The sequence below is a fragment of the Verrucomicrobiota bacterium genome, assembly GCA_039027815.1.
Lineage (GTDB): Bacteria > Verrucomicrobiota > Verrucomicrobiia > Verrucomicrobiales > JBCCJK01 > JBCCJK01.
The window spans coordinates 40,408-56,050 of record JBCCJK010000003.1; the positions used below are offsets into that span (position 1 = coordinate 40,408).

15 protein-coding genes and 1 tRNA gene are annotated in these 15,643 nt (G+C 58.5%); 10 read left to right on the top strand and 6 right to left on the bottom strand.

Annotated features, from left to right (window positions below):
- The first annotated feature begins 2 nt into the window (after positions 1–2).
- Complete coding sequence (locus AAF555_01945) at positions 3–2,522, top strand: N-6 DNA methylase (GenBank protein ID MEM6910320.1); 2,520 nt, start codon at positions 3–5, stop codon at positions 2,520–2,522.
- 4 nt (positions 2,523–2,526) lie between these two features.
- Entirely contained in the window at positions 2,527–3,285 is a 759-nt protein-coding gene (locus AAF555_01950; GenBank protein MEM6910321.1) for a hypothetical protein, read from the top strand.
- On the opposite strand, the gene AAF555_01955 is transcribed toward AAF555_01950, so the two are convergent.
- Positions 3,282–3,917 (bottom strand): hypothetical protein, encoded by a 636-nt coding sequence (locus tag AAF555_01955; GenBank protein MEM6910322.1) that lies wholly within the window; start codon positions 3,915–3,917, stop codon positions 3,282–3,284. The genes AAF555_01950 and AAF555_01955 overlap by 4 nt on opposite strands.
- Positions 3,918–4,024: 107 nt before the next feature.
- On the opposite strand from AAF555_01955, the gene AAF555_01960 reads away from it, so the two are divergent.
- The 5 genes from AAF555_01960 to AAF555_01980 all read left to right on the top strand — a co-directional run bounded on the left by AAF555_01960 (position 4,025) and on the right by AAF555_01980 (position 7,858).
- Positions 4,025–4,306 carry a restriction endonuclease gene (locus tag AAF555_01960; protein ID MEM6910323.1) on the top strand — a complete coding sequence of 94 codons (282 nt, stop codon included), beginning with the start codon at positions 4,025–4,027 and terminating at the stop codon, positions 4,304–4,306.
- A gap of 66 nt (positions 4,307–4,372) precedes the next feature.
- A complete protein-coding gene (locus tag AAF555_01965; GenBank protein MEM6910324.1) occupies positions 4,373–4,546 on the top strand; it encodes a hypothetical protein in 174 nt (57 codons plus the stop codon).
- Positions 4,547–5,064: 518 nt separating this feature from the next.
- Positions 5,065–5,514, top strand: coding sequence for a hypothetical protein (locus AAF555_01970; GenBank protein ID MEM6910325.1), 450 nt, complete (start codon positions 5,065–5,067; stop codon positions 5,512–5,514).
- Between the two features lie 68 nt (positions 5,515–5,582).
- Positions 5,583–6,902 carry a phosphatase PAP2 family protein gene (locus AAF555_01975; protein MEM6910326.1) on the top strand — a complete coding sequence of 440 codons (1,320 nt, stop codon included), beginning with the start codon at positions 5,583–5,585 and terminating at the stop codon, positions 6,900–6,902.
- Positions 6,899–7,858 (top strand): endonuclease/exonuclease/phosphatase family protein, encoded by a 960-nt coding sequence (locus AAF555_01980; GenBank protein MEM6910327.1) that lies wholly within the window; start codon positions 6,899–6,901, stop codon positions 7,856–7,858. Before AAF555_01975 ends, AAF555_01980 begins: the two co-directional genes overlap by 4 nt.
- A gap of 60 nt (positions 7,859–7,918) precedes the next feature.
- Here the strand turns inward: AAF555_01980 and AAF555_01985 are convergent, their stop codons facing one another.
- From AAF555_01985 to AAF555_01995, 3 genes are all read right to left on the bottom strand, one after another.
- A complete protein-coding gene (locus tag AAF555_01985; protein MEM6910328.1) occupies positions 7,919–8,542 on the bottom strand; it encodes an SET domain-containing protein-lysine N-methyltransferase in 624 nt (207 codons plus the stop codon).
- On the bottom strand, positions 8,539–8,961 hold the full coding sequence (locus AAF555_01990; protein ID MEM6910329.1) for a hypothetical protein: 423 nt from the start codon (positions 8,959–8,961) through the stop codon (positions 8,539–8,541). Before AAF555_01990 ends, AAF555_01985 begins: the two co-directional genes overlap by 4 nt.
- A 393-nt stretch (positions 8,962–9,354) precedes the next feature.
- The gene (locus AAF555_01995; protein MEM6910330.1) at positions 9,355–9,528 is read right to left on the bottom strand and encodes a hypothetical protein; all 174 of its coding nucleotides are present in this window, start codon (positions 9,526–9,528) and stop codon (positions 9,355–9,357) included.
- Between the two features lie 160 nt (positions 9,529–9,688).
- Here AAF555_01995 and AAF555_02000 point away from each other — a divergent pair, with 160 nt between their 5' ends.
- Positions 9,689–10,174 (top strand): low molecular weight protein-tyrosine-phosphatase, encoded by a 486-nt coding sequence (locus AAF555_02000; protein MEM6910331.1) that lies wholly within the window; start codon positions 9,689–9,691, stop codon positions 10,172–10,174.
- Positions 10,175–10,201: 27 nt separating this feature from the next.
- On the top strand, positions 10,202–10,633 hold the full coding sequence (locus tag AAF555_02005) for a hypothetical protein (GenBank protein MEM6910332.1): 432 nt from the start codon (positions 10,202–10,204) through the stop codon (positions 10,631–10,633).
- On the opposite strand, the gene AAF555_02010 is transcribed toward AAF555_02005, so the two are convergent.
- On the bottom strand, positions 10,608–11,948 hold the full coding sequence (locus tag AAF555_02010) for a hypothetical protein (GenBank protein ID MEM6910333.1): 1,341 nt from the start codon (positions 11,946–11,948) through the stop codon (positions 10,608–10,610). The genes AAF555_02005 and AAF555_02010 overlap by 26 nt on opposite strands.
- A gap of 13 nt (positions 11,949–11,961) precedes the next feature.
- On the bottom strand, positions 11,962–14,406 hold the full coding sequence (locus AAF555_02015; GenBank protein ID MEM6910334.1) for a transglycosylase domain-containing protein: 2,445 nt from the start codon (positions 14,404–14,406) through the stop codon (positions 11,962–11,964).
- Positions 14,407–14,613: 207 nt separating this feature from the next.
- Here AAF555_02015 and AAF555_02020 point away from each other — a divergent pair.
- A tRNA-Leu gene (locus tag AAF555_02020) sits at positions 14,614–14,695 on the top strand.
- Positions 14,696–15,643 lie beyond the last annotated feature (948 nt).

Sequence of the window (15,643 nt, forward strand, 5' to 3'; positions counted from 1 at the left end):
TCATGCCAGACCCCGAAACCAAACGCCGCATCAACACCGCCCGCGATATCCTCGTCGGCAAAGTCCCCGACCCCAAATCTCAAGTCGAGCAGATCACCATCGCCCTCATCTACAAGTTCATGGCCGACATGGACGCCGAGTCCGAGGAGATGGGCGGCAAGCGCACCTTCTTCTCCGGCGAATGGGAACGCTACGGCTGGCCCAAGCTCATGCGCTCTGGTCTGGGTGGTCACGAAGTCCTCGCCCTCTACGGTGAAGCCATCTCCAAGATGCCGGAAAACGCCGGCATCCCCACGCTCTTCCGTGACATCTTCAAAAACGCCTATCTCCCTTACCGCGACCCCGAGACCCTCAAGAGCTTCCTCAAGGTCATCGACGAATTCGAATACGACCACTCCGAGCGCCTCGGCGACGCCTTCGAATACCTCCTCTCCGTCCTTGGCTCCCAGGGCGATGCCGGACAGTTCCGCACCCCCCGCCACATCATCGACTTCATGGTCGAGATCATCGACCCGAAGAAAGACGAAACCGTTCTCGACCCCGCCTGCGGCACCGCCGGATTCCTCATCTCCTCTTACAAACACATCGACCGCAACAACCGCGACAAGGACGGTAACAGCACCCTCACGCCCGACGACAAAGGCCGCCTCGCCAAGAACTTCAAGGGCTACGACATCTCGCCCGACATGGTGCGCCTCTCGCTGGTCAATCTCTACCTCCACGGCTTCAGCGATCCCCACATTGACGAATACGACACCCTCACCTCCGACGACAAATGGAACCAGTTCGTCGACGTCATCCTCGCCAACCCGCCCTTCATGTCTCCGAAAGGCGGGATCAAGCCGCACAAGCGCTTCTCTGTGCAATCCAAGCGCAGCGAAGTCCTCTTCGTCGACTACATCGCCGAACACCTCACCCCCAGCGGCCGCGCCGCCATCATTGTCCCCGAAGGCATCATCTTCCAAGGCCAGACCGCCTACAAACAGCTCCGCAAGATGCTCGTCGACGAACACCTCGTTGCCGTCATCTCCCTTCCCGCCGGTGTCTTCCAACCCTACTCCGGCGTCAAAACCAGCATCCTTGTCTTCGACAAATCACTCGCCAAACAGAGCGACACCATCGGCTTCTTCAAAGTCGAGCACGACGGCTTCATGCTTGGTGCCCAGCGCCGCGAAACGGACAAGAACGACCTGCCGCAGATTAAATTAGAGCTCGAAGAATATCTCGATGCGCTCCGAAACAAAGAGGATGTCTCCGAGATTCAGCCAAAACGGGGTGTCGTAGTTGAAAAAGAGAAGATCGCCGAGAACGAAGAATACAACCTAAGTGGAGAGAGGTATCGAGACACCGACCTAGTTACCGCAGCGTATCCGCTCGTTCCACTTTCAAAAGTTGCAAGGGTGAAGAATGGCTTCGCGTTTAAAAGCGCTGAGTATGAAGACGATGGTCTTCGTGTAATGCGAATTAAAAATGTTCAGAAAGGAGAGGTAGTCGACAACGACCCAAAGTTTATAGCTAAAAACCGTGAGAGTGAATTTGCAGACTACTCGCTGAAGGCGGGAGACCTTCTAATATCGCTTACAGGCAATGTTGGCCGAGTAGGAAGACTAAAGGTTGAGCACGAACCAGCTGTCCTTAATCAGCGAGTTGCGCACGTCGAGCTTCTCAAGGGAAGCCAATGCCTTCTAGATTATCTGTTCGCACTACTTAATACAGAGCGATTCGAAGCCGATTCAATTGATGCGTCTAGCGGAGTAGCGCAAGCGAACCTGAGTTCAAAATGGGTTGGCAACTACCAAATCCCCCTCCCGCCGCTGGAGGTGCAGAAGGAGATCGTGGCGGAGATCGAGAGCTACCAGAAAGTCATCGACGGCGCCCGCGCCGTCCTCGACAACTACCGTCCCCACATCCCCATCCACCCCGACTGGCCGATGGGCGTATTAGGAGACGGTTGTAATCTTATCGGAGGCTTCGCATTCAAAAGTTCCGATATGCAATCCGAGCCCGCTACTTCCAATGATCGGAAAGTGCTGAAGATTGGCAACGTTGGCAAAGATGGGCGCTTGTTACTCGAAGGAATTCAGTATCACGAATTCTCGGAGAAACTCGAAAGGTATACCCTTAGAACTGGCGACGCTGTAGTGGCGATGACTGGTGCGACTGTTGGCAAAGCAGCAGTTGTGGATCAGGAATTAATTTTGCTCAATCAACGAGTTGGCGCGTTGCGGGCGAAAGAAGGATGTCTTCAAGAGTTCATCCTGTGGTTAGTATTCGATTCAAAATTCTACGATTATTGTCAGCGCACGGCTGGAGGCGGAGCTCAAGGTAACATTTCACCCAAAGAGATTCTTAAGTATCCCATCCCTCTTCCATCACCAGAGATTCAGAAGGCTATTGTAACCGAGATCCAAGCCGAACAATCACTCGTCGCCGCCAACCGTGAACTCATCGAGCGGATGGAGAAAAAGATCCAAGCCGTCATCGCACGAGTGTGGGGTGAAGAAGAAACCGAAGCGGAGTAAGCCCATGGAGGACTCCCTCGAACTCGCCAACTACCTTCCGCTCTCCTTCAAAACCCCGAAGGAAGAAGAATATATCGCCTTCCTATGGGATGCCTTTGAGACGAACTACAAGGCCTATAAATGCCAGTTTGCCTTTCTCGCCTACCACATGCTCACCATGAGCTTCGTCTACTTCATCATCTGGCAGATCCGGAACAACGAACCCAAAGACTTCGAGAAAGCCACCATCGGCTTCGGCAAGGACATCGAGAAAAACCTCACCAATGCCAACAGCCCCTTCGCCTTCAGCACCGTCAACGAGCGCAGCATCCTCCGATTCCTCAAACTCATCCAGTGCGACAACAGCAAGATCGGCACCTACTCCAAACTCGTCGACGACCGCAACAGCACCGCCCACCCCAACGGCAACATCTTCTACAACGACCAACGCTCCCTCGACACCAAGATCACCGAGATCCTTCGCGTCGTCGAAGAAATCCAGACTCACTCAAAACCCGTCATCGAGCACTGCTACGAAAACTTTCTCGCCGAAAGCTACGACGAAGAAGAACGCGAATACGCCGATGCTGAAGACCAAATCCGCGAAGCCCTCATCCACGGCCACTACCTCTCCCAGAAAGACATCGAAATCTGCCTCGCCTGCGACCCCGCCCCCGTCATGAAGCGCGAAGACCACGACGCCAACGCCATGACCGCCATCAAAGCCCTCCACGACCAATTCCAAGCCCAATACCGCGAAGAGGAAGACCTCACCCCCGTCTAATCATGAGCCAAGCAACTAAAGACAAAACCATCTGGGGCATCCATGCCGGCAAGACTGGAGATGCCACAACTCTGTTCCTCAAGCATTCCTGTGTCGCGCTTGGTTGGGATCAGATGGCTGACCTCTCCCAACTGGCACCCAACCGAAAAGCCTTCAAGGCCGCAGTTGCCAAAACCTATCCCAAGAAAAAGCCCGGAGCGATTCCGAACAACGCCGGACAACTCTTTCGCTTTCTTCACGAAATGAAGATCGGAGACCTTGTCGTCTTTCCCAACAAAAGCACGCGCAAGCTCCACCTCGGAAGAATTGTCGGGGACTATGAATATCTCCTGAATCTGAGTCAGGGCTACCCCAACATTCGCAAAGTCGAGTGGCTGTTGGAACTCGACCGTAAGACCTTCAGTCAAGGCGCACTGTACGAAATCGGCAGCGCGATGAGCTTGTTCCAAGTGAAAAACCACGCCGATGAATTCCGCGCCGCCCTCGAAGGCAAGGCAGTCGCTCCCGTTGTGAGTGAAGATGACACCGTTTCCGCCGTCGCCGAGAACATTGAAGAAAACACCCGTGACTTCGTGCTCAAAAGTCTCTCCCGAGAACTCAAGGGACTCCCACTGGAGGATTTCATCCGTCACCTCTTGGAGTGCATGAGCTACCAAGCAAGACTGACCAAGAAGAATGAGCCAAGCGTCGATGTGATCGCCACAAGGATCAACTCGGCATCGAGCCACCCATCATCAAAGTGCAGGTCAAAAGCAGCGATGGCACGGCCAGCGATAAGGACGTCTCCGCTCTTTACGGTAAACTCTCCCCAGGCGAATACGGCCTCTTCGTCACGCTCGGCAGCTTCTCGTCCCACGCACACAGCTTCGAACAAGGCAAAGGCAACTTACGCCTCATCGACGGCGAAGAGCTCGTCGACCTCGTCTTCCAGAATTACAAACGATTCGACGTCCGCTACAAAGGATTGTTACCACTACGCAGTGTTTACGTTCCCGAACCGATTGATGACTCGGAAGGATAATCGACTTTGCGCAGGGGCTACCAACAAAAGAAGGAGATCTTACCCATAGAGCGCATCAAGATGGTGATGACGCGGGACAAGGACAACGAGAAAGCGCTCTACGACCTCCTCGGCAACAAGGACGAGCGCAAGAAGTTCAACACCCAGTTCAAGAAAGCCGAATCCAACTCCAAAATCGCCATCAATGCCCTTCAAGACCAATTCCGCGAAGAGGAGGAACTCACCCCAACCCAGTTATGATCTATCTTCTCAAGGCCCTACGACCCCCTGAGGGGGCTAACATGAAGATCCAATCCAATAACATCGTAACATGAAACTAGGACGATTTCTATTCATGGAGACCGCTTTTTGAAACCGCCTAGTATTGGTGGGCCGCGACGTCCCCGGCGCGGCGGGTGCGATGAGCTAATTCGTAAACCAGTCACCTACCCACGGCCTTTCCGGCTGCCTATCACTTGGGATCAGCTGCACCCAGAAGAAAAGTCTCCCCCCACCGCGCCGGGGACGTCGCGGGCCACCGGGGGAAGCTTGCTACCGTAGTTTTCTGGGGGCTTCTGCTAGGATGGTCTTCGCGATATCCCATTGGCTCTCTGCCCTATCCACCTCACAAATAATACGACTTCTATTTGCGAGACCGCTTCTAGTCTGGAAGGAATTTTCAAAAGGCGCTCCCAGCGTTGGCCTGGTAGCTATGTCTGCCCTGGACGAGGACCCCTTTTTCGCGCAAGACCCAGGGAGGTTCTCTCCCACGTCCTCTCATGCGCCGTTCTTTCCAACCTCACTTTTGGCTTTCCCTTCTTCTAGCGGTCTGGGCCGGATTGGTGATTGGGATTTCGTTCATTGAGGCGCCGCTCAAGTTCCAGGCACCCGGGATCACACGGGAGCTGGGGCTCGGTATTGGGCGGCTTGTTTTCGGGGCACTCAATAAGACGGAGATGGGCTTGCTGGCGGTCGTCTCTTTGCTGACGCTTCTCGGTTTTGCCCAACTGAAAATCGGCTTTCGCCTGACCTTTTTGGCTTTCTTCCTTCTGGTGGCCTTCCAGCTTTTTTTTCTTTTGCCCATCCTGGATGACCGGGCTGTCCGCCTCCTAGCGGGAGAGCCTCTCGCCCCCTCTTGGCACCATTTGGTTTATGGCATTCTCGAAGCCGCCAAGGTGGTGCTTCTTTTCAGCTTGTTTGCCCTGAGCTACGGGCGCCGGGCGGCTTGACTGGCCCCGCTTTTCCTGAGAGAGAGCTGCCACTTGCTCGGCCGAAAGCCCGCCGCTAGCCTGCCGTCATGCCTGCTTTCCGCTGGTCGCACCTGCTCGTCCCCCTGCTGCTGTTGGCCCTCGGGACGGTTTTGATTCGCCTCCAAGGAATCGATCTGCGCTGGATGCAGCCCTTTTTCCGCGAGGGCGAGTGGCATTGGGCCGATTCGTGGCTTTTTGCTTTTCTTTATCGCTCGGGGACCACCCCGGCCATTGTCTGCGTGGTTTTGGCTCTTGTGGTGCTCGGCTTGGGCTTTGTGCGCCCACCTTGGGCCCGCTTCCGCAAGCTTTCCCTCTTCGCGGTCGTGGTCATGGTTTTGGGGCCAGGGCTATTGGTGAACGCTCTTCTCAAGGACCAGTGGGGACGGCCTCGGCCTCGCGAGGTGGTCCCCTTCGATGGGCCGCATGCCTTCGAGCCCGTTCTGACCATCGATCCCAGCAGTCCCGGCAAGTCCTTTCCCTGCGGTCATTGCTCTATGGGGTTTTATTTTTGTGCCGGCTACCTTTTGCTCCGCCGCTCCCAGCCCCGCGCCGCTTGGGGCCTGCTCCTCGGTGGGCTGGCTTTTGGTTCGCTCATGGGGCTGACTCGGATGGCGCAGGGAGGGCATTTCCCAAGCGATGTTCTCTGGTCGGCCGGTTCCGTCTGGTTCGCTGCCCTCCTGGCCTTTCCACTTTGCCGACTGCACCGAGGTTTCTGGTGTGAGGTTCCCGCGAGCGCTCCCTCGCTCAAAAAGGTCTTGGCCTGCCTCGGAAGCGGGCTCTTGGCCCTGGGCGCTCTTTTTCTTCTGCTGCTAGCCACTCCCATTGAGCTGGCAGAGCGCTTCGGCAGCCCCTTGGCGGAGCCGCCCACGCATTGTCGCTTTCAGTTGGTAGCAGGTGAGGTTTCTCTACGGCTCGGGGAGACTTATGCGGTCGAAGTGACCTCGGTCGGACATGGCTTGCCCGGGGCGGGCATTCGCTCGCGGGTCGGCGATCATGAACCGCGTCCAGGAGTCCGCCATCTCGATTTCAAGCAGCGGGTCAGCGGGGTCACCAGTGAGCTGGTCCAGGGCTTGGACATCGAGATCCCTCAAAGCGCGCTGGAGGAGATCGACCTGACCCTGCCCGAGGGCGATTTGACGGCCGATCTCACGGATTGGAAAGGCACCGGCAAGCTGCGGCTCGAGATTCTCGGGGCTGGTTCGGCCAAGATTCTTCTGCCCGTGGATGCTCGCCTCGAGGAGGGGGCGACCCAACGAGTCGGACAAGGTCGTTGGCAACTCGAGGGGGCCGCTGGCTGGAAACTCGATCTGGAATACTCGCTAGGAGAGGGAGCCCTGACCCTGCAAAGAGGCCCTTCACCGCCATGAAGACTTGGTTCTTACGACGCTTGGAAAATCTGTTGCAGGTCGGGCTGCTTTTGGGGGCCATCGCCACGCTCCTCTCCTATGCGGGGACGTTCTTCTACCAATGGCAGATTGACCTTTTCTCCCACTTTCATTTGCAGTTGGGGCTGGGCTGCTTGGCGGTGGCGGGGGGGCTGCTCCTTTTTCGCAGTTGGCTTCTAGCCGGGCTGGGCTTGCTGCTTTCGGCGGCCCATTGGCTTTCAGTGAGCTATTATTTCATGGGGAGTCCGGTGGTGCCCAAACCAGAAGGTGCCCCCACCCTTTCCGTGCTTACTTTCAATGTCCTGGCTTCCAATCAGGAAAGAAGCGCCCTCTGGAGTTACCTGACCGAGGACCCGCCCGACGTGGTGCTGCTGCAAGAGATTGACCGCGAGTGGGCCCGCTTTCTGGCTCAAAAAGACGGCCCTTGGGAGCACAAGTATTTGCAGCCCCGCGGGCGAATCGAAGGACACGCCCTTCTTTCCCGCTTTCCCTTGAAGGGTATGGGGATGCTCAATCCCAATGGAACCGAGGCGGTGGGAATCGCTTTTGCCACCATCCAGCCCGCGGGCGCGCCGGCCGTGCGATTCTTTTCAGTGCACCCTTTGCCCTCACTCAACGCCGAACTGGAGAAGAAGAGCCTGCATTACCTGGAAGCGCTGGCCGAGGAGGTAGCCCGCGAAGAAGGCTTGGTGGTGGTGGCAGGCGATTTCAACCGAACGCCGTGGTCGCCTCCTCTGGCCGAATTTCTCAAGACCACTGCCCTCGTCGATGTGCGCCGTGGCGGGGGCTTCCCGCCGACTTGGAAACGCTTCACCCTTTTGGGCCTTCCCATTGATCACCTCTTGGTCTCGCGCGGGATCTCGGTCCTCGACCAGCGGGTCGGACCCGCCCTTGGTTCGGATCACCATCCGGTCCGTGCCGAGCTGGCTTTGCCCTGATGAGGATCGGAGCGTCTGTGACCCAGCGGAAGGACCAGCTGGGAGAGGGGTCGCTTGCGATCAGGGGGGCGGACCTTTTGGCCCACGCTTTTGGCCTTTGCCTTTCTTCTTGGACGCTTTGCCTTTCTTTTTGCGCGCGGCCTTCCGTCGCTTTTTGAGCTTTTTCGCGAGCTTGACCCGATAGTCCTGCCCCACGATGTAGCCGCAGCAGTCGTCCGTGCCACAGAGGCAGGGGTGATCCTCGAAGTCGTCCAGATCAAAGCCGTAGTCGAAGCTAAGTTCCTCGCCCTTTCGGATCTTCTTGAGGGCCACCACCCAAATGCGGTCCTGATCGATTTCGGTTTCGCAGTTGGGCTGGCAGGAGTGGTTGATCAAGCGGGCGGTGTTGTAGTCGAAATTGCCATCGATGTCCCACTCGTCATTGAGGATGAAGACATAGACGGCGGCTTCCCCGGTTTGTTTGGCCTTCTCGGCTTGGGCCAGCCCGCGGCGGTTGCCTTCGTCTTTCGTTACCTTTTCGCCCGCGTAGGCGATGACGGGCCAGCCCTTTCGGATGGTCTCGGTGGCAAAGACCCCTTGGCCGTGGATGACCGAGTTCCGGGCCTCGCAGAAAGGGGAGGTCCCCGGCTCGCTTTCCTGCAAGAGGGCCCAGGCTTCTTCGAGGGTGGTCGGGAGCGCCTTCATGGGCGGAGGCGCTGCAAATTGATGGCTCGATCGACTTCTTCGAACTCGCGCAAGAGCGCTTGATTGCGCGCGCTGAGGTCCCCCAAGAGCGCGGTGATTTCCCCCACGCGCTTGCGAAGTTCGGATTGATCGAGGGAGCGACGCTGGTCGTCGAGCTCTTGCTGCATGACGTAGGCATCCCGCTCGATGGCTTGCAGCTCCTGACGGGCTCGCTCGGTCCGCCGATCATTTTCCTCCAAAAGCCCCTCCAACCATTCGCGGCGCTGGGCCATCCGCTCGCCGTAGGTCGACTCGAGAATGAAAAACTCTCCTCCGCTTTCTTTTCCTTCTCTCGATTCCTGAGGAGGGCCGCAAGAGACCAGCAGCCACAGGCTCGCACCGAGGCACAAGCCGGAGAGCGGGCTGCGGAAGGAGGGCATCCCACCATGGTCCCGCATCTACCAAAGGAAGCAAGCGGCGGCCCCGCGGCTTTCTCCCGACCTTCTGAAGGGAGAGAGGCGGTGCTTTCTGGCATTTTGGCCCAGCCCGGCGCGGCTTTTTGCTCGCGCCTTGGTCTGGGCCAGAATATACCTGGCTTTGCTGCCAGTTCAGGGTGAAGCGCAGACTTATACCAACCTCCAGAATTCACTGTTAGAATGGAGGGAAGGTGGAGTGGGGAAGAGGCGCTGAAGCGCGGGGAAGGAAGAGCCGGTGTCTTTCGAGCCAGTCCTGCGTTGCTCCTAGGTTACGGTGCCTGCACCGCGCCCTCGTCGCGCCTTGGTCTGGCCCGAAATCCACTCGGCCATTCTACCAGCCAATTCTGCAGCTTGGTATTAGAGTCCGACGGGGCCTCCCAAGACGCGCCGAGGGCCTGCGTAGGCCGCGGAATGATTTTCCGCTTCGAGGGCGTGCAGTTTGTGAGCCACGATGCGCAGCTCTTCTTTTAGGACGGCCACCTCTTGTTCGAGGTAGGTGATTTGGGTTTGTAGTTGGGGTTTGGTTGTCATGACCTTGTGGGTTTGGGGTGAAGACCCGGGCCATTGGAGGGGGTAACTTGTTTATACGAGATCGGGCGGGTTCTTGGCAAGACTTCTTGTCACTTTCGTCGCGCGCCCTTCCCTGAAAATCACTTGCAAGCAACCGTCCTGCAGCAAGGACTAGTCCGCGATGGTGCCAGCTCCTTTCCGCATTCTCTTCGTCTGCATGGGCAATATTTGTCGCTCGCCCGCGGCCGAAAACGTCATGCGCTCCCTCATCGAAGAGGAAGGGCTCGGCCAGCAACTAGCCTGCGATTCCGCTGGAACCATTGGCTACCATCAGGGCAATCCCCCGGATGAGCGTATGAGCGCGGCCGGACAGGAGCGGGGCTACCCCTTCACGGGGAGCGCTCGCCAAGTGGAGCCCCAGGATCTTCAGGACTTCCATCTCGTCTTGGCCATGGACCACGCCAATTTGAAGGATTTGCAGCGAATGCGGGTCCCAAAAGGCGTCGAGCCCCGTCTTTTCTGTGAGTTCTGCCGCGAACACGAAGAAAGCGCGGTGCCCGATCCCTATTATGGGGGCGATGCCGGCTTTCGCCATGTCTTGGACTTGATCGAGGACGGGTGTCGTGGAATCCTTGCTACCTGGCGAGCGGGCGGTTTCTCCTCCTAAAGCACCGCCTCCCTTTCCGAGTCTTTTATGAAACGCTTTCTTCTGCTCCTGACCGTTCTCGGCTTTTCTTGGTCCTTGGCCCAAGAACGGGAACCGGAAGAGGCGGAGGAGCCGGCGCCTGAGGCCTTGTCCCACGAGCTGGAGAAGATTCGCGCCTATGTCAGCAAGCGCATTTATGTCACAGGCCAGGTGGTGGAGACCAGCCGGAACCAAGGTGGCTTCGAGTTCCTGCACTTCGACGGCGATCGCAGCTTCCTCGTCGTGATCTCGCCGGATGATGTGCCCAAGTTCGGCCAAGGAGGGCCCATTGCCCGCTACCAAGGGGAGTGGATTCGCTTCTACGGGGAGGTGGAACGCTTCGCCGATTCTCTCCAAATTCGCATCACTTCGCCAGAGCAGGTCAAGATCGCGACCGAGGCCAGCGCCTCTCGCCTCACGGAGCGAGAGGGTTCTCAGTGACGGTCGAGGCCGCGTCGAGGACCCAGCCATCCGCTACAAACTGATGGATGATCACTTGGTTGGCCGCCGGGGGATTCTCCGGGTAAGCGATTTCTAAAACCATCATTTTTTCGGTCACCCCCAGGAGCTCGGAGCGGAGGCGCCGGTAGAGATCGCTCTGCCTCCGGACATAGCCATAAATGACGTGGTCCTCTTCCAAGTCCCGCAGGCGGAAGCATTCCCAGCTCTCTTCACCCCGCTCCACCTCGAGGCTACCGCGAAAACCGAAATTGAAGTAACTGTCCTGGCTGGCAACCACCCGGAAGGTCTGCGGAGTGAGCGGTCGCTCTTCTTGGAAGGCCTCCCAGCTCATATCACAGAAAGCGACGAAACTCTCCCAATCGATTCGGGGCTCTCGTTGACTGAAATCAATCGCCAAGAAGATCTCGCCAAAGTCTTGCCGCTCGACCGCTAGAGCGAGAATGGCATCTCGGAAATTGAGGCTGCCATCAGTGGCAATCCCACGGTGGGGATAGGGGCCATCTTCGTTCTCCTGGTAATACCTTTCCATCAAAGGGCGGACTCGCTCCGGCTCCCGGACATACTGAATCCTTTCTTGCCAAGTTTCGGCTGCCAGAAAGGCTTCGGCGACTGGCTTGGCCTCTCGATACTTTTCCCAGGCCACGCTCACATTGATTTCCTCGGACTCCTCGGTCGCTTGAGGGCCTGGTTCAAACTCAAGCTCAGCCAACAAGAAGCTCGGCTGGGTTTCTTCCGCCTCATCGGATGCTTTCACCGAGTTCCAACCCGTTCGCCCCAAGGCAAAAAGAGTTACTCCACCCAGGAGGAGAGCGCTCACCGCGAGCGCTCCATAACGCACCCAGGGAGGCAGATTCCCCGTCTCACTCCCGGCCGACTCCGTCCGGGCCTTCTCCCAAGTCGGTTGCTGCTCGATCGGTTCGGAAGGCACCATTTTGGGGACGGGCCGGTCTCCTTTGGGAGGCTCTTCTTTTTTTGTTTCGAGCTTGGCCACGATGGGGAGCTTTTCCTCGGGCTCTTCCACAGTGATGAGGAAGCCGGAGTCGGGCTCCTCTTTGATCACCTGCTCCGCCGGTTCCGAAACAGGCGCGGCCGCGGGCGGTGCCGGGGGCATTGGCTCCCTCTCCACAGGCTCCGGCTCTTGGGGAAACTCTCCCGGTGGGAAGGTCTGAAGGAGGTAATTGCAATGCGGACAACAGATCCCCGCTCCCGCTTTGGCCACTTCCATGCGCAGGAGTTCCGGGCACTTCGGGCAACTGAGAATCATCCACTCGGACTCCTTGAGGGCAGCTGGCATCGTCGACAACTGGCTAGAAGGATTCCAGGAAATTGAGAGGCTCGGGCGGAGACAGCGAGACCCGATAATCGTCCCGCCCGCCCGTGGCCCGACGCACCACGGAGGCTTTGCGGACGGTGGTCCCGTCCGAAGCGGTGACATCGTCTTGGATCGCCTCCGCCAGGACGGGCACCACGACCGCGGCATAGGGATCGATGCCCTCCACCACGGGAGCCTGAGGGATGACGCTGGTGGCACCCGTGGCCGCGTAGGGAAGGGGCGTGGCGATCCATGGGGCGAGGCTGCCTTCCCGATCGAAGAGAAGATCCGACTCGCGCGTGTGGACATGACAGCGCCCCGTGACCGCTTGGCCCGGCTTGAGGTATTCGGTGTAGGTGGTGCGATTCATAATGCGCTGGCCCCCTTCGGCATCGATGACCTCATAGCAGTAGTCGGTAGCCGGCCGACCCGAAATCCGGCACATCTCGGCGGGGGTCAAGGTGCCGGGAGGCAGGATTTCGCCCGGCGGCTGGCGTCGGTAGGCCTCGTTCATGATGGCAGTCCAAATCGGAAGGACCGTTTCGTTGCTGAAAGCGCCCGGATAAATGCCCCTCGGAAAGTCGAAGCCAGCCCAGACTCCGCAGGTCAGGTCGGCGTTGTAGCCGATGAACCAATTGTCTGTGAAATTGTAAGCCGTGCTCGTCTTGCCGGCAGCCGTTTCATCTTCCAAGCCATAGCGCAGGTAAGCCTGGCTGCCGGTTCCCTCTTCGAGAGCAGCTCTCAGAGAATGGTGCACTTGGAAAGCGGTCTCTTCGTCGGTCACCCGCTGGAGGGGCGGCGTGGGGGGCAACTGATAGACCAGGCGCCCCTCAGCGTCCTCGATCCGGTCCACCAAGGTGAGCTCTTCTGGTATCACCCCGCCATTGGGGAAAGCGGTGAAGGCTCGGCAATATTCCTTTAGGCTGATGGGTTCTTGTCCCACAAAGAGCTTATTGAAGTAGCGCTCGGCCGGCATGGCGATCCCGAAGCGCCGCACGAAATCGAGGACCCGAGTCAGGCCGATTTCCTCGCCCAGACGGACCGTGGAACCAATCTTCGAAAAAAGCAGCGCTTGGCGGGCGGTGATTTCCCCGGCGTGGTAATTGACATTCGATTCCACTCCCCATTCTCCGAGAATGCCCGTGATTCCTCCGACCATGACCCGCCGGGCATCGATCGGCTCATCAAGCACAAGGCTGGCCGGGTGGTGATCGCCTTGCTCAAAAGCAGCCCCGTAAACAAAGGTCGTGAAGCCGGTCCCAGCCGGCCGCCGGGCTTGGAGCGCACGGTTGAACTCGCTGTCCTCGTAGTCGCGTCCCCCGACCAAGGCTCGCACCCGGCCACTCCGGTTGTCGATCACCAGGGCGGCCCCTTGCAGGTAATTTTGCCGACCGGCCTCTCCGCGATCGCGACGCTCTTGGAACTCGGCGTAGGTCTCATGGCCATACTCCTCGCGATTCTCCACCTTGGTCAGCTGCTCTTGGAGCGCCTCCTGGGCCCGCTGCTGGAGTTCTTGGTCGATGGTGGTGTAAATGCGAAAGCCCCCTTCCATGGCCTTATCAAAGCCCACCTGCTGGATGACTTGGGCCCGCACCCGCTGAAGGACATAGGAGTCTTTCAAGACTTTGGGATTGAGGACCACCGGTCGGGCCTTGAATTGGAGGTAATCACTTTCATGCAGCATTTTCTCCGTTTTCATTCGGAGCAGCACATTGTTGCGAGAGTTCTTCGCTCGCTCGGGATGGCGGAGTGGGGTGAGATTTTCCGGGCTTTTCACCAGGCCCACCAAGAGAGCCGATTCGTCAATCGTGAGATCCCGCGGTTCCTTGCCAAAATAACCCTGGGCAGCCGCATACACTCCGTAAAAGCCGCTCCCGAAGTAGATCCGATTGAGATACATTTCGAGAATCTCGGACTTGGTGAACTCCTTCTCGATGCGACGAGCTAAGAAAGCTTCCACGATCTTTCGCTTCAGGCTTCGCTCCATCAGATCATAGGCATTTCGGGCCAGCTGCTGGGTGATGGTGCTGGCGCCCTGGGTGGTGCGGCCCGCTAGGGCATTCAAAATCGCGGCCCGCATGATGCCGATGTAGTCCACCCCCTCGTGCTCGAAGAAGCGGGAATCCTCCGCCGCAGTGATCGCTTGGATGAAATGCATCGGCAAATCGGTCAGGCGCACGATTCGTCGATTCATGGTGTAGATCCGACCAATCTCCCGGCCAGCATTGTCATAGACCGAGCTGGCAACCTCCAGATCGTTGATACTGGCAAAGTCAAACTCCTCCGCCCTTTCCTTGTAGGGCTTAAGAAAAAGAAGCAGGCCGATCAACACCAACAACCCGACCGTCACACCACACAAAAGAGTCCAGAGAAACCACGGACGGGTGTAGAAGTGGTTTTTGTAAACCTGAGGCTTCCGTTTCTTGTTGGCTTTGCCCATAGCGCAGGGTTGGCAGGGACGCGAAACTCGGCCCGCCGAGGACAAGAACCACGACATCCCGACTCCCGCAAGCCCCCATCCTAGGCGAAGCCGAGGCCGTCTTTCGCCTGAGCGCCTGAGCTCTTGGCTCTCGCGGATGGAACAGCCGTTTTCCTTGGCTGATGGGACTTGCCGAAAGCAATCAGGACACTAGAGTCCCTCTGGCAAGCTGGGGTGGTGAAATTGGTAGACACGCTTGGTTTAGGTTCAAGTGCTTCACGGCGTGCAGGTTCGAGTCCTGTCCCCAGTATGGTTTCCTCTTGTGCCCGCAGCGAGGAGCCTTTTTGGAAACCGCCTCCCGCAACGCCTCTCCCACCAGGCTGCCGAATCAAGTGGTGGAACGGCCGTGCGCCTTTCGGGTCAGACCAAGGCACAGGGAGGGCGTGGTGCGGGCACGACCCAGCCTCCTCCCCAAAACCGGAAACTTGAAACTTCCGGCTCTTGGCCTCCCAGAAGCAATCGAGCAGGGGCCAGGAAAGCACCACCAACCCGAGCCCCAACACCAGCCACCCCAGACCAGCAAGGCGCCGTCGCAGCCAGAGAAGCCCGCCCGTCCAGCCCGCCACTCCAAAGTAAGCCAAGAGGCTCTGCAGGGGGAGGCAGGCCTCGACTCCGGAGGGACCAGCCCAGACCACCGTTGCCAACAAAGGCAGAAAAAAGAGGAGGGCCAGGCCATCGACTGTCCGCGCCCCCACTCGGGTCGCTCCTGCAAAAAAGGCAATGAGGTAACCGAGCGTCCCCAGCCAGAGCAGGCCGATCGGCAGGCTGCTGTCGACCAAAAGAGACCACCCTTGAAGCCCCTCCGGCGAAGCCGTCTGGGCGGCCTCGCCAGAAGGCAGGGGCCCTTGGGTGGCCCACTGCAAAAAAAGCGGCAGATTGACGAGGGCGACCGTCAGCAAACTCACCCCGATGGCACCGCTTAGGCGACGCCAAGCACCCCGGGACTCTCCCGGTCGCTCTCCCAGGGCAATAGCCAGCAGGATCAGCCAAACCGCCAGCAAAAGCCATCCGCCCACCCAGAGCGAAGACGCCACCAGCCCGGCCGCTGTCCCCAAACCCGCAGCCGAAAGGCCGTTGGGATGGCGGGCCATGAGGAGCGCGGCCCAAAGCGTCCCGGCCAGCCCCAGCCAAAGTCCACTCGAAAGACTGAAGACCTCGGATCGACCCCACATCCCCGGCAGCAAAGGAAGCCAAATCC